Origin of the sequence: Leptospira sanjuanensis (assembly GCF_022267325.1) — a bacterium.
Lineage (GTDB): Bacteria > Spirochaetota > Leptospiria > Leptospirales > Leptospiraceae > Leptospira > Leptospira sanjuanensis.
Window position 1 is genome coordinate 1510849 of sequence record NZ_JAIZBG010000001.1, and the last position, 21197, is coordinate 1532045.

A 21197-nucleotide genomic window follows, 5' to 3' on the forward strand; every position below is an offset into this window, starting at 1 on the left:
CGTAAAGAAGGGATAAAGGTTAACCGATGAAACGACTGATTCTGATTCTAATTGCGATCTCCATTCTTCCCGTATCCGTATTTGGGGAGGCTGTTTCCAGCAAAGCCTACAAAAAGAGGGTGGAATTACTCGTATATCTCCGAGCCATCGAACCGCTTGTTCGAAACTACAAAGGAGAAGTTCCCGGCGGACAGAATCAGCAAGGCGCGGGCGGACAAACGGCTCCGGCTAACAATCAGCAAGGCGGCGCTCCGGAACAAGACGGAGACCGTGTCCGCAAATACAAGGAACTCAAACGACTCTATCAAGAAGGACTTCAATACTTCTTCGAGAACAATCACGTAAACGCATACCGCAGATTTCTGGAAGCGCAGCTCGGAACCGAAATGCTTCTGGAAGAATTGTCCCAGTATTACGTGGAAAGAACGGACGAAATCTTAAAAGCCGCGATTGAAAAGAAGAATCAGAACAATCCGGAAGACAGAAACCTCGTCGACATCGCGATCGAATGGAGTAAGAATTCCTTCATCGTGCGCGATATGACCGCGAATCGCGAATCTCCTCTTACGAGAAGAATGTACAACCCGAGAGATTTTCATTACGTTACGAACAAATACGCGATCGAAAAGAATATGGAAACCGGTTATAAGTTTTTAGGTCTTGCAAAAGAAGCGCGCAACAACGCTCTCAAGATCGAAAAACATCTGGAAAAACACCAGAAACTTCAACCGAGCCATAGAAAGCATAGAATCGAACACTACATCGCGGCGATCCAACTCTGTAGAGACGCAAGAGCGAACGCGATCAATATCTTTAAACTGAAATATCCGTATGACAACTATTATCTCTTTAAGAGCGACGCGAAAACCGAAGCGATCAAAGACGACGAAGGAAAGGCGGGATCTTCCGAGCCGGTGGTGTTGAACGGAGTAACTTACGACTTTTCTCAAAACCCGACGTTGGAATACGATCATAGAATGAGTCCCGTGTTCGACAGAAGAATTCCGGACGAATACCGCAGAGACGCAGTGGACGTTTTGGAAAAGATCTACGACGACGAAGTCAAAAACAGAATCTTCCTGAAATGGGATCCTGAAAAACGCAAACAGTTGATGGGAGACAAAGCTCCGAACAACAAGTAATCCGAATCGTGTTCGGTAAAAAAAGCCCGCAAACAAGCGGGCTTTTTCTTTTGAAAACTAGCTTTTCTAAAAACGGATTCCTTCAGAAGATTGCTTCCGATGAACCCATTGAAATTTATGGAAAGCCGTTTGGGCCGCTTTCCGAAATCGTATCGTCGAATCGTTCTGAAAACCTACTTAATCACATTGCCCCTCGTCTTTAGTTTTGCATTCCCGAGTTTGATCGCGGGACTGTTCTTCGCTTTGATCGGAAATCAAAAGAAAAAGAACGCCGCTTTTTTGAAAGGTTCCGCGGTTTGGGGAGACGCGATCCGCTGGATGACGGGAACCCGTTTTTTTCGGATCGGAGAATTTCAAATTCCCACGAAAGGACATATGGTCTTTGTGAACCACGTCAACGAACTCGACTTTCCGTACGATTGTCTCGTGATCAACAAACCGTATCTCGCAAATCAGGTGATCAAAAAAACACTGATCGCCTATTGGTGGATGAAGGCGATGGGATCGCAGGTGTTCGAATCTTCCAAGGCGGCGACGATCGCGGTCTCGGTAAGAAATCTTTTGAAAGGTTTGAAGGATGCTTCGTTTATCGTTTATCCGGAGGGTCATAACTCTTACAGCGAAGAAATCCAACATATGCAGAAGGGAATGATCAAACTCGCGTGGGATAATAAGATTCCCGTCGTGATCGTTCTGAAATCAGGACTCACAGGATATCAAACGATGCAGAAAGGATTCGTCGTCGCATACAAACAGATCGGAACCTACGATCCGACAAAACACGCGACTTGGGAAGAATTCAAGGATTTCGTATATGAAACGATGGACCGCGAAAAAAAGGCGCTCGACGCGCTTTTGAACTCCGAGGCCCAAAAGGAATCGGTGCCCGCTTGATCTCCAAACTTCTGATCGCAAACCGCGGAGAAATTGCGGTGCGCGTCATCCGCACTTGTCAAAAACTCGGAATCAAAACCGTGGCCGTGTATTCGGACGCGGACAAGGATTCTCCGCACGTAAAACTCGCCGACGAATCGGTGTATGTAGGGGAACCGAGTCCGGCTTCTTCTTATTTAAATATTTCTAATATTCTCGACGCGATCCGTAAAACGAAAGCGCAAGCCGTCCATCCAGGTTACGGATTTTTGTCCGAAAAAACCGAATTCGCAAAAGCATTAGAAAAAGAGAATGTTCTTTTCCTCGGACCGAGTCCCGAATCGATGGAGCTGATGGGGGATAAGATCAACTCCCGGATCAAGATGGAAGCCGCCGGTGTCCCGGTCGTTCCGGGATACAACGGACAAAATCAAGATCCGGAGACGCTTCAAAAGGAAGCCGAACGGATCGGATATCCTCTGATGATAAAGGCGACGGCCGGGGGAGGAGGAAAGGGAATGAAGCGGGTTTATAAACCCGGAGAATTTCTTTCTTCCCTTGAGTCCGCACAAAGAGAAGCGCAAAAAGCTTTCGGAGACGGAACCGTTTTTATCGAAAAATACATCGAAACTCCCCGCCATATCGAAGTGCAGGTGTTCGGCGATAAACACGGAAACGTAATGCACTTGTTCGAACGGGAATGTTCGATTCAAAGAAGACATCAAAAGGTGATCGAAGAATCTCCCGCGCCGAATCTTCCGGCTGCGCTTCGAGATGAAATCTGCAAGGTCGCGGTCAAAGCGGCGCAGTCGATCCAATACGTCGGCGCCGGAACGGTGGAATTCATTCTGGGTAAGGACGGAAAATTCTACTTCCTCGAGATGAATACGAGACTTCAAGTGGAACATCCCGTAACGGAATACATCACCGGACAAGATTTGGTGGAATGGCAGATTCGAGTCGCCGAAGGAAAGAAACTTTCCGATTTAACCGGAGGAAAAGAAATCACACAGAACGGACACGCAATCGAAGCGCGAATCTACGCCGAAGATCCAGAAAATAATTTTTTACCGTCCACGGGTATATTAGAATATATTGAATTTCCCGATCGGGAGTTTTTACGGGTCGATACGGGGGTGGAAACCGGATCGGAAATCACAGTATATTACGATCCGATGATCGCCAAGATGATCGCTTGGGGAAAAACGCGGGAAGAATGCGCCGCCCGTTTGAAAGAATCCGTCGAGTCCACGGTGATCTTCGGGCCTGTTACGAACACGTTCTACTTATCCGGAATTCTTTCCCATGAAGAATTTAAGAAAGGACTGACGCACACTCACTTTCTCGAAGAACAGACGATTCTTTTCGCTCCGGAACGAGAAGTGCAAGCCGACGCGTTTTCCTTTGCGGCCGCCGCGTTGTCCGAAAAGAAAAAATCCCAAGGAATTTGGGAGGCCGTAGGGCAGGGAGGTTTCTGGTGATCGAGGAGAATTTTCGTTTTAGACATAGGGAAGAAGAAATTCCCGTTCGAGTTCGATCCAATTCTCCCGGAGACACATCCGTATCGATCGTGTTAGACGGTGTCGTTCACGATTTTCGGATATCCAGAAATTTTCAGAGCGAAGGCAACGGGCTTTTTTCGGGTCCGGGCAATCACTGGAGAATTCTCCGGAAGGGAAACCAGATCTTTATCCACTACAAAGGCTGGAATACCAAAGTCGTATTGTCCAACCGCGAAATTCATCTGGAAGAGGGAAGCGGCGGTTTGATCAAAAGTCCGATGCCGGGCAAGGTCATCCGTGTTTTGGTTTCTCCCGGATCTTCGGTAAAAAAAGGAACCGTGCTTGCGATCGTGGAAGCGATGAAGATGGAAAACAATATTCTTTCTCCGGGCGAAGGAACGGTGGAAGAAGTTTTGGCCGGAGAAGGTTCGATGGTTTCCCAAGACGACGTGATTTTGAAATTGAATCTGGGTTAGTGAACGAAAGGGCGTTGTTCGTCTTGCCGCCGTTGATCGCAAAGTAACTTTAGGAATTTTGAATGTTTCAAATGGTCCGCCTTCCGAGGAAACGTCGGAGGCGGTTTTGCGTCCTCGATTGATTCGATTCGTTATTAGGGAGATGTTGACAGCCGATATTTGAATCCTTCTCCTTACGTAAGTTCAAAAAAAATGGATCTCTTTTGTTTGCAGACCTTTTAAAGCGTGTTTCCGGTTTGTCGCATCGCGAAAGAATGGAAGGGTTCCCGAAAACAATCGAGATAAAAATATCGAAACTCCCCTCCTTTTTTCTTCGAAGTTATTTTTTTCTCCACACCAAAAACGTTAAAACCAAGTTTACTAATGAAAAGAGAGCGAGAATGCCGATCGCTGTCTGATACAATCTTTCCTTAGAAGTAAAGTGCTCGGCTCCTTCTCGAAACGACTTCGACTGAGACAATATGAAATTCAATTCCTCTTTGATCTCTTGAATCGAACCGTAGATCTCCGAATCCAAAAGAATGATCGTGTTTCCCTGGCGCGAACTTGGATTGTAAGAAGTAGGGTTGATCGATCTTTGATGCGCTCGTTTACCGATCGATTCAATCTCCGCTTTCAATTCTTGATTCAAAGGCCATTTTAGATATGCTTTCTGGAAAAATTGTTTTGCTCGGTCGTAATTCCCGCGTTTCTTTTCTTCTTTTGCGATTCCGATCCAAGCTCTGGTAAGAATGAATTCGGCTTTCGGATCGGAGGGGTTGTTTGTGAGTAGAGAGATTGCGAGGCTTTCCGCTTTTATATATTGGTTTTCTTCTAAGAGCTTTTCTCCGTCTTCATGACTTCCGGCTATCACGTTTTCTTCAGAGGACAAACCAAATGAAAGAATGAGAAGGAGTAAGGAATGGAGAATAATTTGCAATATTGATTTCATAAAGAATCACCTGTCGATCCGAATTGCTTTGTGAGCGTAGCGCGCCCTTGGCATTTTCTGAGAATCCAGCGACCAAGTGCTTGCTATTGGATTTTGAAGACCGATCGAGTAAACGGAATCTGTAGGAATGTTCAATGCGCTTGCTCCTCCAAAGACGAAAAGTTTTCGTGTCTCGTACGAGGCTTGGACACCGGGAAAATAAACCGAGGCAGGAAGAATCGGTCCGATCGTAAACGCACCCGAACCGATTTGAAAAAAGTCCGTTCTGTTGGATGGAGTAATTGAACCAACGGGCTGCAGCGTGCTCGTTCCGGTGGAACCGCCGATGACTGCGAACCATTCCGGATCCGTCGCGTAAGGGTCGGAACTTAAAGGTTTTACGCAGGCGGAACCCGCTCCGTGTCTTGCAAGATTGATCGAAGGCTCTCCCGCGCTCGATGTTGAATTGATGGAAGGGACATACGCGTCTGACGTTGCTTGAGAGGAGCCGTCGTTCGTAAATCTTCCACCCGTAAAAAGAATGGAACCGTTGAGTCCGCAACCGCTCATATCCACTCTCGAAAAGATCGCGGTCAAGGATGTATAACTTTGCCAAATTCCGGAGGTTCCAAGTCCGGGATAGAATCGTAAAACTGTATTGATTACAGTTCCGGTCGTCATGTCAGTCGTCGTAGTTCCCGCGATGATAAAGATTTCTTCTCCGACGCTTGCAATGACCCCGCCTTGGTTGGCGGTGGGAAGATCGGAAAGTGTAGTCCACTTTTCCGAATACGGGTCGTAAGCTTCTACTTTTTTAGAGGCAACGTAAACACCGGCTTGTCTTTCAAGGCCGCCGATGACATAAATTTTTTCATTGTGAGAGACAACGTTTGCAAATGCGCGAGGAGTAGGGACCGAAGTTGCCGCCGGAAACCAAGTTGAAGTTACGGGATCATAAAAATCGATTTGAGAAACCGGAGCGGCATCGGCACCGATTCCGCCCACGATCCAAAGTCCGCGAGTTCGATTCGGAAAATCGCTGACCCAGGTTTTGAACGCAAGTGGAACTCCTTGCAAATTCTCTACGTCCGAAGAACAAAATACATAAGCCAGGTAGTCCGTGTTAGAATCTAAGTTGGAAAGAGTCATAGAATGAATTTTGGAGTTTTCTAAACTTGTGGCCGCCGATTCAATTCCGGCTTTTCCGTAAATGATCGAACCCGGTAAAGACGCGGAACATTCCCAAGAAATCGTAGCGGATCGCGGTCCGAGTTGAGTGACGCCCGCTAACGTTACTTTTGCTGTCTCCTGATCGTGGATCTTAGAGAGAGGGGAGTTTTGGCAATTTGAGAGTAAAAAAACGAAAAGGTTTATGCATAGAAGATAAATCGAATATTTTACTTTTTGAATGATGGATTTTATTTTTGATCGAGCCGTTGTGTTCCTTTTGGTTTTGGAAAGAAATTGATTCGAATTGCGAAATCGATTCTCGATGTGACGGAACATTTTAAAATGTTGGAACTCATACGCTTGCTTTGTAGGATAGGTTTGTTCGAATTTGCACGATGTGACGTAATCTGTGGGAACTCTTACGTTTTGCAGGATCGTAGAAGAGATCTTGCTTTTAAATCGTATGAGCTCCCACATTCTCAAATTTTGAAGTAGAATCATAACAACAACCCCCAAGAAATACGAAGACCGGATCGACAAAGTGAATCAGCCGATTCAAACGTGCATTGGGATCGAACACCGACCCGGAGCCTGGAACCGTTTCCGAATTCCCAGGCCCAACCGAATTCTCCTAAAATTTCGGGATCGATTCCGCTTTGAGATTTGGAATTGTGCGCCCATTGAACACCGGTAACACCGCCACCCGCTAGGAAATACGGCGCAAACGATCCCCACTGTTTGCCGATATAGCCCGATTGATTCCAAAGTGTAATGGAGCCTTGGGCGGAAGGCGCGTATGAATATTCGGAAAGAAAACCGAAAAACCAAAGCGGATGGTTTAAGAATCCTTTTTCGATAAAAAGTCCGAATCCGCCGGTGCCTGGATTTGTACTGCTCCATTGCCCGTGATTTGCTTGAAAGAGAACGCTTCCTCCTACAAAAAGTCGGTTTTCGCCCGATCGACCCGACAGATACTTTTCCGGTAAATCGGGAGTTTCGGTTTCATTTTCCAATGAACCGGAGCTTAGGTTTTGAATTTTGGATTTTTCCACTTCTACAAAACCGAGATCGGTTCGAAAGATCAAACGATCCTTTTTGCGTTCTACTATGATTCCGCGTATCGAACTTCCATCCGTTAATCGGAATTCGGAATAACTGTAAGAAATTTCCGGGCCTTTCTTTTGGTAGTCGATTCTTTGGATCTCGGACTTTGGAATTCGGTATTGTCGCCCCTTCCAGCGGAGTGTCACGACATCCGCGCTTTCGTTAATTTCTTCGATTAAGTAGGCTTCTCCGTTTTTTAGGAGTAGTTCCGAGGCGAACCGAGGGGCGGTTAAAGACAAAACACATGCAAAAAAGAGAATATAGATTTTCTTCACTGAAATTTTCCAGAAATAACTCATTCCAGGAATGGAAAGTGTGTCTTTTTTGTAAATTGAATAAAGAAATTGTTTTAATCGAATGGTCGTTCGTTGAATATCAAGTTATAACTTTAAGATTTAGTTGCGGGTTTTACCTAAATACTGTTTTAAGATTTATTATAATTCAAAAATTGTTTAAGATTTTTAAAATCGAAAAAATAATATCAAATACGTGAGAGTTTTGTAGTAGTGACAAAATAGTCGCAAAACTATGCAGCTTTAGGGACAAATGCTCTTTAGAAACAGGTGCGATTGTGAAATAGATGATCGGGGCTACTGATGAAATTTCGTATTGTTAGAACTCTTATTTTCGGTATTTCAATTTTGTTTATTTTGAACTTTTCGTTTGTCGGGGGAGTTCGAAATTTTTTCAGCGCGGTCGCTTCAGCCTTTACCACAGGAATTCCGCAAAAGCTACCAGTCATTCAGGCGAACGAAGACGGCTCCGCTTCTACGTCATTCTCCATCGAGCTTCCGCCCGGTACCAAAGGCGTGATTCCGGATCTTTCCCTCTCTTACAACTCGAACGGCGGCAACGGTATCGTCGGAATGGGTTGGAGTTTGAACGGAATTCATACGATTTCCAGAAATCCTTCCTACGGAATCCAATACAACGGAACCGATCAATTTGTTTCCTCGCTTGCCGGTGAACTCGTGGACGTTAGCGGAAACCGATCCGAATTTCATTCCAGAAAAGAATCCTGGATTCGTTTTGTTCCGAAAGGAGCATGCGGGGATGGGCCATGTTCTTTGTTTTTTCAAGCAGAAGACGGCATACGAGATAGTTTCGGCGGCACAGCGGATTCGAGAATTTCGGCGATCGGAAGAGGGGCGGGCTCTTTACGAGAATGGGCGTTGAATAGAGAAGAAGATTCTTTCGGAAACGGATACAACGTCACTTACACCCCGGCTGATTCCACAAGCGGAGATTATTATCCGCAAAGAATTTCCTACAATAACAGAACGATCGATTTTACTTTTGAAAATAGAAACGATAAATATCCGAATTATTCGCAAGGTTCGATCGTTAGAACGCAAAAGAGGCTCGATTCGATCGAGGTTTCGATTGCGGGAAGTTCGTTTCGTAAATACGATTTTGAGTACGGATACGGTCCCGTTACGCATCGCTCCCTTCTGCAAACCATTAAAAGATCCGGTAGCAACGCCTTTGGTTCGGAAAGCTACGACGATCTTAGTTTTACATATTCAGATCATGCGGGCCAGTTTTCGGTTTCCGGAGTGGATTCGGTCAACCGATCCAATCTTTTTCCCATGTCGGTTTATATTCCGGATGCAATCATGGACATTGCAAACGTTTATTTCAATCAAGAACTTCCGTATCACCCGACTGCAAAGGACATCAACGTGGACTTGGATATGCAGTATGTCGTTCGTATGCCGGTTCCCGATCGCAACGCTTGTAATCTTGGGTTAGCGGCTTGTCTTTGCGCCGCGTATCTTCCTTGTACGGGAGGAAATCCGGACGTATTTGCTTATGTTGCAGGCGCGTGCGTTTCTTTCGGTGGATGGGGAGGGATCAATGGTTGTTTAAATGGGAATGATGCCGCGTTAGTCGCCTGGATTCCCATGGACATCAATGGAGACGGGATCGGTGATTTCGTTTCTTTAAACGGAGTTGAGAGTTCCGGTTCGGTTCATTTGTCCGCCAATATTCTTCGAGCGGGTTCGCCTTCTTCCGGAAACATTAACAGTGCAAATCTTCCGATTTATTATAACACGTATTTTCAGACGGCGGATTTAAACGGAGACGGTCGTACGGATTTCGGGTATGAATCGGGCGGTAAACTTTGGGCTGTGTATTCAACCGGAAGCGGTTTTTCTTCTCCCGTTGTATTCGGAAATGTGAATATAGACGGTGCTGTTCGAAATATGACTCAATTCAGTCCGTACGAATACAAGTTCGAATACTCGGCGAAGAATCCGACTCCGATCGCAAACGACAAATCTCTGAGAGATTTTTTTGCGGACGTCAACGGCGACGAACTCGTCGACTTTGTTCACTACAACGGAGGAGCCTTTTCGATTTATATCAATCGTAAAACCTACTTCGATAACGCGATCAACATCGCAGGGGATGCCGATTTCTTTTTGAACTTTATGCTGGATTTCAACGGGGACGGAAAAGCCGATCACGTTCAATTGGTGCAAAATTACGATAACTCCGCTCTTATCGGACTAAAGGCTCAAAGAGACGCGCTTTCAAGTCAAATGGATACCATTCAACAGGAATATTATCGAGCGCAGGCTGTTGTTGATTTGATCGCGGCCGGTAACAACGGGGCAATCAATCCTATTGAGTTTCAATTTTTAATCGATTTTTACAATAACAACTGCGGTTTAGGTTGTCTTTTTACAATTTGGGCTCTTCAAGGTTCGAATAATGGCGCAAGTCTTACACCTTCCGATGCGGCAGTGTATTCCAACGATTTGCAAACGATTACAAGCAGTCGTATCAATCCTTTAGCTCAGCAAAGTCAGGTGATCGCTTCTCAAATCGGTGCGATTGCGGCGTCGGGTCAAGGCGGCGCGTTTTATACTTTAAAGGTAAGATCGTTCCATCTTTCAAACGGAACTTCTTCGGTTCGGGTTTATTCTCTCGGCGGTTCGATCGATCCGAATAAGAGCACCGTGGCCGACGTAAACGGAGACGGGAATTTAGATTTCGTTACGTTTACCGGGACGCAGATTGCGGTTTCTCTTTTTCGGGGAGGTGATTTTGCAAGTCCCGTTTATAGCGGACTCAACTCGGGTGATTCTTCAAAGCTCGTTCAGTTTAATTTCGGCGACGTAAACGGCGACGGGTTGCCGGATTTGGTTTTGATGAATAAGGAGAATTCGCGGTATGAAACGTATCTTTCGCTTGGAGACGGATCGTTTGCAAGAAACAACTCGTATTCCTTCGGAGGATTCTCCCTTAACGAATATACGGAAGCAAACGGCACGGAGCGGTCCGATACGTATCAGATCTGGCTGAACGATTTGAACAACGACGGTATTTCCGATCTTACGGTCGGTTTTGTAAACGTGGATAAGACGTATGGAGCGGTTTCGTTTCGTTACAATCAAGCGAGGAGTTCGGGCGAAGATATGATTCTTTCCACTTCGAACAACTCAGGCGGTCAGAGATCCTTGGTTCAATATCAACTCAAGGATGCTCATACGGGCGCGGTGAGCGTGGGTTCGGGGAATTATCCGAATATTCCAAGCGTCGGACCGGGCTTTCTTGCGGTCTCGACTACGCAAGAATTGGGAGCGGGGATCGTAAAGAATTCGAGTTATCAATATACAAACCAAAGATACTTTTTAGGTTCGAGATCTGTTTCCAGAGGTTTGGGTTTTGCCTCCGTAAAAGAAACGGATCTTGGAACAAACTTTTATTCGATCACCGATTATTTTCAAAACGATTACCGTTTGGCGGGATTTCCTCAATCGGAAAGAAGTTACAATGCGTTAGGAAATCTCATGAGTTCGACCACGAATTCTTCCTTTAGTTTTCCGAATCCGTTCGGAACGGAGATTGCCGTTCCGGGTAACGTCGTGTCGAACGATTATAACAACGGTGTTTTGACGACTTCGGTTTTAAAAACGTTTGCATATGACTCGTTCGGGTTTAATACGAGCACTACCGAAGATTTCGGTTCGAACACGATTACGAATACGACTCAGTATTCGCATGACGCTTCCGTTTGGAGAATCGGAAGGGTTGTTAGGACGAAGAAGATCGTAGACGGAACGCTTGTCAGCGATACTTTGCGAACCTATTCCGGAGACAACGTCGTTACGCAGACTCAATTTGCGTCCAGCGGATTTTCGTTGGCTTCTAACTTTGCGTATGACTCTTTCGGTAATGTGATTTCGATTACGGAATCGTCCGGTGCAGTGAGCACGATTGCGTATGATTCTACCTTAAATTTTTATCCCGTCACGAAAACGAATGCGCTTGGACATGTTTCGACGAATGTTTTCGATACGGAACTTGGGGTTGAGATTTCGTCCACCGATCCGAACGGTGCGACTCATTCTAAAACGTATGATGCGTATGGTCGAATTTTGAGCGTAACGTATCCCGGCGAATCGAGTGCGAACGAAACGTATGTGTATAACAATACCGGACTCTATGACCTAACAACACTGAGCAACAACGAATCTGTGACTAAGAATACGATCGATACAACGAGCGGCAATACGAGCACGACTACGAAATATATCGATCCGCTTGGGAATACGATTCGGACCGAAAGTAACACTGCGGTGAGCGGAATTCTTTCGATCGAAGAAAGTTTTTACGATTACAACAAAGGACAACTGATTAAAAAGTCGAACGAGTATTATTCAAACATTGCTCCTCAATATACGCTGTATCAATACAACGATCCGGACGGAGAATTGTCGACGATTACGGAGCCTCATTCTTTGGGAACGATTCAGACAAACATTACTCGTTCGGGACTTACCGAAACGAAGAACACGATCTATCCCGACGGGCAGACGAAGTCAGAATCGATTACTAAGAACGCACTGGGTCAGGTGACGAGCAAGACGGTGCAGGGAAGAACGATCCAATACGCCTATTCCCCGTTTGGCGGATATGCGAGTATTACCGACCCGAGCGGACTTGTTACAAGTTTCGGTTACAACTCGGTTGGACAAAGAACTTCGACTCAAGATCCGAATTCGGGAACTATTTCCTATTCATACGATGCGAATGGGAGACTTTCGAGACAAACGGATGCGAGAGGGAAGTCGGTCAACTTTTCGTATGACCTGATGGGCCGAAACACTGCACAAACTACAAACGGCCCGGAGGTTCCCGTTCAATTCGTATATGACGATTCTTCGGTTCCGTTTTCTTTGGGCAGGCTTACAAAGGTTACGGATGAGTCAGGTCAGATTGAATTCCGATACAATCAAAAAGGAAATCAAATTCAAAAGACAAAACGTGTGGATGACATCGTTGCGATCTTTAAAACGGATTACGATTCCTTAAACCGCCCGATTACGGAAACGTTACCGGATGGAACGAAGCTACACAACAACTACTCGACAAACGGAACGTTGTCGAATATCACGATGGATAGCGCGGACGGAACAAGCGTGGGACATACAGTCGTAAGCTATCAAGGGCCTTATCTAAACGCAAGCGGAGTTCCATCCGTCCGGCGCGTATCCGGCAATGGCGTAACGATGGAAATCGGATTCGAACCGTTGGAAAAATTACCGGTAAGTATTCTTTCCACAAAGCCGGATGGAAGCGTGATTGCGAATACGGAACTGACGTATGATGCAAAAAACAACCTAACGAAAATCGATGACAGACTTAATCCAAGCAGAACTCAGAACTTTACATTAGACAATTTGAATCGAGTGACGCAAGCGACGGGGAAATACGGAACACAGAACTACAATTTTTCTGCAAGTGGAAACTTAACGCAAAAAGGCGCATATACTTTAGGATATGGGGATGGAACGCACGCGAATGCGGTGACGACTGCAAACAGCCCGAGCACGGGAACGATGAATTACGGATACGATGCAAGCGGGAACATGACTTCGAGGAACGGGGATACACTCCGTTACAACAGCTATGGCAAGTTGATTGAAATTACACCGTATGGAACGAGTAGTTCGATCTTGAATACATACGACTATGCCGGAAGTAGAATCAAGTCAGAATCTCAGATTTCCCTTGTGACGACATATACGTTGGGACCGAACTACGAGATCGTAAGAAATCCCGGCCAACCGGAAAGGCATACATTGTATGTGAGGGGATTGCAGGGAGACTTAGTCGCACAGTGGACGCGAGAAGATGCAACGTTGCAGTTGGCTCAAACGGAAGGAACTCCGGAGTCAAGTAAAAACTCAATTGCATTGTTTGTCGGAAGAATTACAGGGAGTGATGATGGCTCGAAAGGATCGAAAGTTTCCATTTTTGTGGGAACTCTTACAAATCCGTTCTGCAAGGACGTAGCAATTGATTGTGGGAACTATTACAAGAACCGAATCAAGGACCGACTTTCTTCCGTCTTCGGTTACTCGGAACTTTTCCAAGAGGGAGTTCCCACAAAAGTTTACAACGCCTTCTACTTTTTGCTTCTTTTAACCGTTCTTTATCTTTCTTACCCTTATTTCTTGAAGGGGAACGAACTACTCCAAAGACTTTCCTGGCAGGGTGTTGGAACTCCAGCGGCGCTCGTAGCACTGTTTGTCGTAACATCGATTCCGGGTTGTGGAGTTTTACCTGGTTCTGGAGGCAAAGAAGGCGATCCTCCTTGGGTGTTGGCAATGGGAGCGAATGTAAATCCGGGAACACCGAGCATTCAAAACCCAAATGCAGGAACGACAGGGGGAGGCAATATCGGTGGAACACCAGTGAACGGAATGTATTTCTATCACCCGGATCATCTTGGTTCAATCAACATGATAACGGACGGATACGGAAACCCTGCGAGCGGACCTGAACCTGGAGTGAGTTACGTATCTTACGAGCCTTACGGTTCTATCAACCGAAACGATTCTTACGGACCTGATATATTCCGTTACAAATACACCGGTCAGATTGAAGACAAAGAAACCGGGCTTTACTATTACAAGTCGAGATACTACGAACCAATATTAGGAAGGTTTTTACAAGCGGACTCGATTGTTGTTCCTGAATCAACGAGTGGAATGAATCGTTATATGTATGTTGACGGAAACCCTGTGAACTACCGTGATCCGAGTGGGCATCTCACTGGGCCTGGTATTATGCACATGGTGAATCGAATTATCGGTCATGCGATGGGGAAGGATTTTAATTCTAAGGGGATGGACAAGCGTTTGAGTGCGAGAGGAATCTCGACTGGCGGGAATCGGTTTTTTCACAATGCGACTTTTGTTAAAAAAGGCAGGTATTATTGGGATGTTGGAAATACCATTTTTAGCCAGCGCAAGATTGGTTCATGGTGGCGGAACTTTATGGGTAACGATGTACAAAATACGGCCAACTATCAAAGTGGTCAACTAATCGCTTCCTGGTCTAAGTCAAAGGCTTGCGCTGATTCTTTGGGTGCCGATGCTTGCGCTGTATTATTTGTTGCTAATTTAATGGTAATGAAATCCTATTCAGCAAAGCATGATAGATTGTCCGAACCCTTGCGAGGTATGATCGATTCGAATTTTAATCCCGGACAGAGAATTTCTTCCTTTTTCACAAAGGGTGGAAACGTTAATTGTAAATCCTCTAAAACATTAAGCGAGGGATATTATACTGGAGAATACTATTATAATCACGGCGGCATCGCTGGAACGGATGGTTCGATTAGAAGATCTAGTAAAGAAGTTGATATTATTTCTTCGATATTTCTAGTATATTCTTTTTGCCAGGCGACTTCAGGAGAATAATTTATATGTTAAAAATAAAAATTCTTACATTGATTGATTATCTTGTAAGAATAATTTTGTTCTTTGTTCTTTGTTCTTGCGGAAGAGTCGGTATAGATTCTTCTTGTAAAGAGCAGAAGGATCTTTTGTTTGAAGGTGTATGCCTTCCAGTTCTATTTGCAGCGCCCGAAGCTGGCTCCGATTACAATAAAAGTCATTTAGATGCTTGCCTCCTATTACAATTATCGAAATCGACATGTAAAGATTAGAGCAATATACCTGATCTTGATGGCAGGTTTTGTATCGTTCGTTTTAAATTGTGAGACTACAGACGAATTATCAAAATCGGAGCGGTATTCTGATACAGTTAATAAAAAAAGCCCTTCAAGAAGAGAAATAGAAAAAATTAAAGAATGTAATATAAAATTAGATAAATGTCTGAAGTCTTGTGATTCTGAGTATCCTGATTTAAGCACCGTTCGTCCTAATAGAGGAAAATGTCGAGACTCATGTGTTGCAAGTGTTGAACACTTGGACGGATGTATTATTCATTATCAAACTTTTCGATCAGACCGATATCGCGGCTGGATTCGTCCTTAGTGCAAAGTTATCTATATCTACTTAGTAAAAAAACTTGTGTTAAGTGAAATATTCACTAAGTGACCTCCGAATGTGAGTAGATGTGATGAATTTCCCGAAGAACTTTTCGTTTGATTTTGCAGACAAACAGAGAATCTTTTTAAAAATTCTTGAAAAGAGTTTACAATGTATTCAGAATCTTGAATGCTTAGATAAAAGGACCGGATTTTCCGAAAATATTGAAGGAATGATTTCGACTGCACCAGCGGTGCGGAGCGAAGTTTGTTAGATCTTTTACAACGATTTTCGAAGGAAGGGGACCGTCCTTCGAAAAGAAAAAAGTCTGTTTTCAGCGTTAGGGATCGAGCGTGGTCAAGTTATTGAAGTTTCGTAAATATGATGAGAAAGAAAAAACACAATAACTTGACCGAAGCGGAGAGCCCGGGTTGCGAAGCAACAACGCCCGGTTTTGGCTATGATGCGTATGGTCGAATTTTGAGCGTAACGTATCCCGGCGAATCGAGTGCGAACGAAACGTATGTGTATAACAATACCGGACTCTATGACCTAACAACACTGAGCAACAACGAATCTGTGACTAAGAATACGATCGATACAACGAGCGGCAATACGAGCACGACTACGAAATATATCGATCCGCTTGGGAATACGATTCGGACCGAAAGTAACACTGCGGTGAGCGGAATTCTTTCGATCGAAGAAAGTTTTTACGATTACAACAAAGGACAACTGATTAAAAAGTCGAACGAGTATTATTCAAACATTGCTCCTCAATATACGCTGTATCAATACAACGATCCGGACGGAGAATTGTCGACGATTACGGAGCCTCATTCTTTGGGAACGATTCAGACAAACATTACTCGTTCGGGACTTACCGAAACGAAGAACACGATCTATCCCGACGGGCAGACGAAGTCAGAATCGATTACTAAGAACGCACTGGGTCAGGTGACGAGCAAGACGGTGCAGGGAAGAACGATCCAATACGCCTATTCCCCGTTTGGCGGATATGCGAGTATTACCGACCCGAGCGGACTTGTTACAAGTTTCGGTTACAACTCGGTTGGACAAAGAACTTCGACTCAAGATCCGAATTCGGGAACTATTTCCTATTCATACGATGCGAATGGGAGACTTTCGAGACAAACGGATGCGAGAGGGAAGTCGGTCAACTTTTCGTATGACCTGATGGGCCGAAACACTGCACAAACTACAAACGGCCCGGAGGTTCCCGTTCAATTCGTATATGACGATTCTTCGGTTCCGTTTTCTTTGGGCAGGCTTACAAAGGTTACGGATGAGTCAGGTCAGATTGAATTCCGATACAATCAAAAAGGAAATCAAATTCAAAAGACAAAACGTGTGGATGACATCGTTGCGATCTTTAAAACGGATTACGATTCCTTAAACCGCCCGATTACGGAAACGTTACCGGATGGAACGAAGCTACACAACAACTACTCGACAAACGGAACGTTGTCGAATATCACGATGGATAGCGCGGACGGAACAAGCGTGGGACATACGGTCGTGAGCTATCAAGGGCCGTATTTAAACGCGAACGGAGTTCCATCCGTGCGGCGTGTAAGAGGGAACGGTGTGACGATGGAAATCGGATTTGAGCCACTTGAGAAACTTCCGGTGAGTATATTGTCCACAAAGCCGGATGGAAGCGTGATCGCGAATACAGAACTTACGTATGACGCAAAGAACAATCTGACGAAGATCGACGACAAGTTGAATCCAAGTAGAACACAAAACTTTACATTGGACAATTTGAATCGAGTCACACAGGCAACTGGAAAATACGGAACACAGAATTACAACTTTGCAACAAACGGAAACTTAACGCAAAAAGGCGCATATACCTTGAGCTACGGGGATGGAACACATGCCAATGCGGTGACGACTGCCAACAGCCCGAGCACGGGAACGATGAGCTACGGATACGATGCAAGCGGGAACATGACTTCGAGGAACGGGGATACACTCCGTTACAACAGCTTTGGCAAGTTGATTGAAATTACACAGTATGGAACGAGTAGTTCGATCTTGAATACATACGACTATGCCGGAAGTAGAATCAAGTCAGAATCTCAGATTTCCCTTGTGACGACATATACGTTGTCACCCGGTTACGAGATCGTAAGAAATCCCGGCCAACCGGAGAGACATACGTTGTATGTGAGGGGATTGCAAGGAGACTTAGTCGCTCAGTGGACGAGGGATGATGCGACGTTGCAGTTGGCCCAAATGGAAGAAACTCCGGAGTCAAGTAAAAACTCAATTGCATTGTTTGTCGGAAGAATTACAGGGAGTGACGATGGCTCGAAAGGATCGAAAGTTTCCATTTTTGTGGGAACTCTTACAAATTCGTTCTGTAAGGACGTAGCGATTGACTGTGTAGACTATTACGAAAACCGAATCAAGGACCGAGTAAGTTCCGTATTCGGCTACTCGGAGTTATTCCAAGAAGGAGTTCCCACAAAAGTTTACAACGCGTTTTACTTTTTGCTTCTTTTAACCGTTCTTTATCTTTCCTACCCTTATTTCTTGAAGGGGAACGAACTACTCCAAAGACTTTCCTGGCAAGGTGTTGGAACTCCAGCGGCGCTCGTAGCACTGTTTGTCGTAACATCGATTCCGGGTTGTGGAGTTTTACCTGGTTCCGGAGGCAAAGAAGGCGATCCTCCTTGGGTGTTGGCAATGGGAGCGAATGTAAATCCGGGAACACCGAGCATTCAAAACCCAAATGCAGGAACGACAGGGGGAGGCAATATCGGTGGAACACCAGTGAACGGAATGTATTTCTATCACCCGGATCATCTTGGTTCAATCAACATGATAACGGACGGATACGGAAACCCTGCGAGCGGACCTGAACCCGGAGTGAGTTACGTATCTTACGAGCCTTACGGTTCTATCAACCGAACCGACTCTTACGGACCTGATATATTCCGTTACAAATACACCGGTCAGATCGAAGACAAAGAAACCGGGCTTTACTATTACAAGTCGAGATACTACGAACCTATATTAGGAAGATTTTTACAAGCGGACTCGATTGTTGTTCCTGAATCAACGAGTGGAATGAATCGTTATATGTATGTTGATGGGAATCCTGTGAACTACCGTGATCCGAGTGGGCATCTCAGCGGTTCGGGTTTGATGCACATGGTGAATCGAATTATCGGTCATGCGATTGGGAAGGATTTTAATTCTAAGGGGATGGACAAGCGTTTGAGTGCGAGAGGAATCTCGACTGGCGGGAATCGGTTTTTTCACAATGCGACTTTTGCCGGAAAAGGGAGATACTATTTTGATGGAAAGAGTATAAATGGAAAACAGCTTCTCGGTATAGATAAGATGAATAGATGGATGAATCATGGAAGTGGTGAATATGGTTTAACTGCCAAGGGGTTGGCTTGGACTTATGTTCGAGCTTATTCTACAAAGGATGAATGCATAAAAGCTTATGGTGAAAACTTTTGTAGAGTATTGGGGCTTGCTGCGAGTCTTATTTATAAGCGCGAGGAAGACCAATTTAATAGAGATCCAATCCCTATGTTCGCTACTGGATGGTGGGACTGGAAAATTAGGCCGACTTCAGAAGATGACAATAAAGGAAAATTAGCTATGCTTTGTTATTATTATAAAATAAAAGAAGGCCACGCTTGTGGCTTTGAAGGGGATTCAAAATGAAGAAATACAAATGTATATTATTGATGTTGCCTTTCGCCTTATATTTAAATTGCGTAACTGAGAGGCAAAAATGTTATTCGGACAGTTCTGAATCTTTAAAAAATTGCTTACTTACATATGAACTTTCTAAGGAGTCGGCTTCCTCAAAAGTCGATCCGTTCGATATTCTTGTACTAAGCTGTCTTCCATATATTACAAAAGAATTGAGCTGTCCAGGTGAGAATAATGCAATTCCCTTAAGTTCAAATAAATGAGATGAGGGGACTCGTTATGCAATTTGTAGTAACCTTAGTGCTACTTTTTGGATGTAGTTCGGAGTTGAAAATTAAATCAGAAGATTATCCAAATCGCAGTGTGACTGAAAAAATCGTCCAAAGCGAACATTCGGTATTCTTGAAGCAATGTGGTATAAAGTTAGATAGTTGTTTTAAGAAATGTAATCAAGATTTCCCCTATCATTACTTTGAAAAAGCCGTGAGAGAAAAATGTAAAGATGAATGTGCGGATACATTGGCCGACAAGGAAGGATGCTATTTATATTTTCGCTCCTCTAGAGATCATGAATTTCGTGCTTACTCGACAAGGTAAAAAGTCTGGATTATAATTTTGTAACTATTGTGGTTTAAAATGAAAAATTTAATTTCGATGCCAACATTGATTTGCTTATGTTTTGAATGTAGCATAGTAAATGAAATCCATGAAAAGTCTGATGGACGAGGAGATGATTATGCAAAAAGAAAGTGCTTTGTTGAATGTGTGGAGCGAAGGGCAGCAGTAAGTCCGCTTCCTAAGCCGCTTGATTATTATGATGCGTGCTGGCCTGTTTATGTATTAGGATGTTCGAATTGAGATAGATGCGAATTAGAGCAACAATTTTATATTTTATTTTAATTTGGTCAGTGGCACAAGATTTTTCGATTTTAATCGGCCAAGAAATAGATTTTAAGACCCGAGAAAAAGTAAAAAAATGCAACAAGAAGCTAGACGATTGTCAGTCAGAGTGTTTAAGGCTATATCCAAATCGAAAAGATTTCAGGCAAGGGAAGTGTCGAGATTACTGTATTCTTGACTATAAAGAAAAGTGTGACGCACCAGTTTACATAAAATCAATTCGAATTTAGGTTTAAGTTGCCTGATCCAGTGCACCTCCTCTGTGAAAGCGAAAAAGAAAAGTCCGGATATCCGGACTTTCCAAAAATCTCTCAGCACGAGTCTTGTGTCGGAGCGAAATCGTTTTTGATCTTTGACAACGATTTTCGAAGGAAGAGGGATTTTTCTTCGAAAAGAAAGCAGTTTGTTTCCCGCGTTAGGGATCGATGCGTGGTCAAGTTATTGGATTTCTGGGAAGCGATGAAAAAGAATAAACACAATAACTTGACCGAAGCGGAGAGCCCGGGCCGCGTAGCGGCAGCGCCCGTAATCACGGAAACGTTACCTGATGGAACGAAACTTCACAACAACTACTCGACGAACGGAACGTTGTCGAATATCACGATGGATTCTGCAGATGGGACGAGCGTTGGACATACGGTCGTGAGCTATCAAGGACCGTATTTAAACGCGAACGGAGTTCCGTCCGTGCGGCGTGTAAGCGGGAACGGTGTGACGATGGAAATCGGATTTGAAGCGGTGGAAAAATTACCGGTAAGCATATTGTCCACAAAGCCGGATGGAAGCGTGATTGCGAATGCGGAACTAACGTATGACGCAAAGAACAACCTGACAAAAATCGACGACAAGTTGAATCCAAGTAGAACACAAAACTTTACATTGGACAATTTGAATCGAGTCACACAGGCAACTGGAAAATACGGAACACAGAATTACAACTTTGCAACAAACGGAAACTTAACGCAAAAAGGCGCATATACCTTGAGCTACGGGGATGGAACGCACGCAAATGCGGTGACGACTGCCAACAGTCCGAGCACGGGAACTCTGAATTACGGATACGATGCAAGCGGGAACATGATTTCGAGGAACGTAAGCGCCTAAACAACCGCACCTTTTTCTAA

The 21197-nt window shown here is 44.5% G+C and carries 9 protein-coding genes and 2 pseudogenes; 8 read left to right on the forward strand and 3 right to left on the reverse strand.

From position 1 onward, the window contains the following. Nucleotides 1-26: 26 nt before the first annotated feature. From LFX25_RS06820 to LFX25_RS06835, 4 genes are all read left to right on the forward strand, one after another. Nucleotides 27-1142: an LIC11274 family protein gene (locus LFX25_RS06820; RefSeq protein WP_238729553.1), complete on the forward strand. Its 1116-nt coding sequence runs from the start codon at nt 27-29 to the stop codon at nt 1140-1142. A 99-nt stretch (nt 1143-1241) separates the two neighbouring features. Then, nucleotides 1242-2036 (forward strand): lysophospholipid acyltransferase family protein, encoded by a 795-nt coding sequence (locus tag LFX25_RS06825; protein WP_238729554.1) that lies wholly within the window; start codon nt 1242-1244, stop codon nt 2034-2036. Continuing rightward, a complete protein-coding gene (locus LFX25_RS06830; protein ID WP_238729555.1) occupies nt 2033-3496 on the forward strand; it encodes an acetyl-CoA carboxylase biotin carboxylase subunit in 1464 nt (487 codons plus the stop codon). Before LFX25_RS06825 ends, LFX25_RS06830 begins: the two co-directional genes overlap by 4 nt. Beyond that, entirely contained in the window at nt 3493-3993 is a 501-nt protein-coding gene (locus tag LFX25_RS06835) for a biotin/lipoyl-containing protein (protein ID WP_238729556.1), read from the forward strand. Before LFX25_RS06830 ends, LFX25_RS06835 begins: the two co-directional genes overlap by 4 nt. A gap of 319 nt (nt 3994-4312) precedes the next feature. Here the strand turns inward: LFX25_RS06835 and LFX25_RS06840 are convergent, their stop codons facing one another. The 3 genes from LFX25_RS06840 to LFX25_RS06850 form a co-directional block, all read right to left on the reverse strand. Beyond that, nucleotides 4313-4924, reverse strand: a complete 612-nt coding sequence (locus tag LFX25_RS06840; protein WP_238729557.1) for a tetratricopeptide repeat protein — start codon at nt 4922-4924, stop codon at nt 4313-4315. Between the two features lie 6 nt (nt 4925-4930). Next, the gene (locus tag LFX25_RS06845; protein ID WP_406600522.1) at nt 4931-6409 is read right to left on the reverse strand and encodes a Kelch repeat-containing protein; all 1479 of its coding nucleotides are present in this window, start codon (nt 6407-6409) and stop codon (nt 4931-4933) included. A 161-nt stretch (nt 6410-6570) separates the two neighbouring features. After that, nucleotides 6571-7452, reverse strand: coding sequence for an LA_3334 family protein (locus tag LFX25_RS06850; protein ID WP_406600483.1), 882 nt, complete (start codon nt 7450-7452; stop codon nt 6571-6573). A gap of 321 nt (nt 7453-7773) precedes the next feature. Between LFX25_RS06850 and LFX25_RS06855 the strand changes: the two genes are divergently transcribed. From LFX25_RS06855 to LFX25_RS06870, 4 genes and pseudogenes are all read left to right on the forward strand, one after another. Continuing rightward, entirely contained in the window at nt 7774-14898 is a 7125-nt protein-coding gene (locus LFX25_RS06855) for an RHS repeat-associated core domain-containing protein (RefSeq protein WP_238729559.1), read from the forward strand. Nucleotides 14899-15930: 1032 nt separating this feature from the next. Then, a pseudogene (locus LFX25_RS06860) lies at nt 15931-18777 on the forward strand (RHS repeat-associated core domain-containing protein); the annotation flags it as partial. 675 nt (nt 18778-19452) lie between these two features. Beyond that, a complete protein-coding gene (locus LFX25_RS06865) occupies nt 19453-19770 on the forward strand; it encodes a hypothetical protein (RefSeq protein ID WP_238729561.1) in 318 nt (105 codons plus the stop codon). Nucleotides 19771-20601: 831 nt separating this feature from the next. Next, nucleotides 20602-21165 (forward strand): annotated as a pseudogene (locus LFX25_RS06870) (hypothetical protein); the annotation flags it as partial. Nucleotides 21166-21197 lie beyond the last annotated feature (32 nt).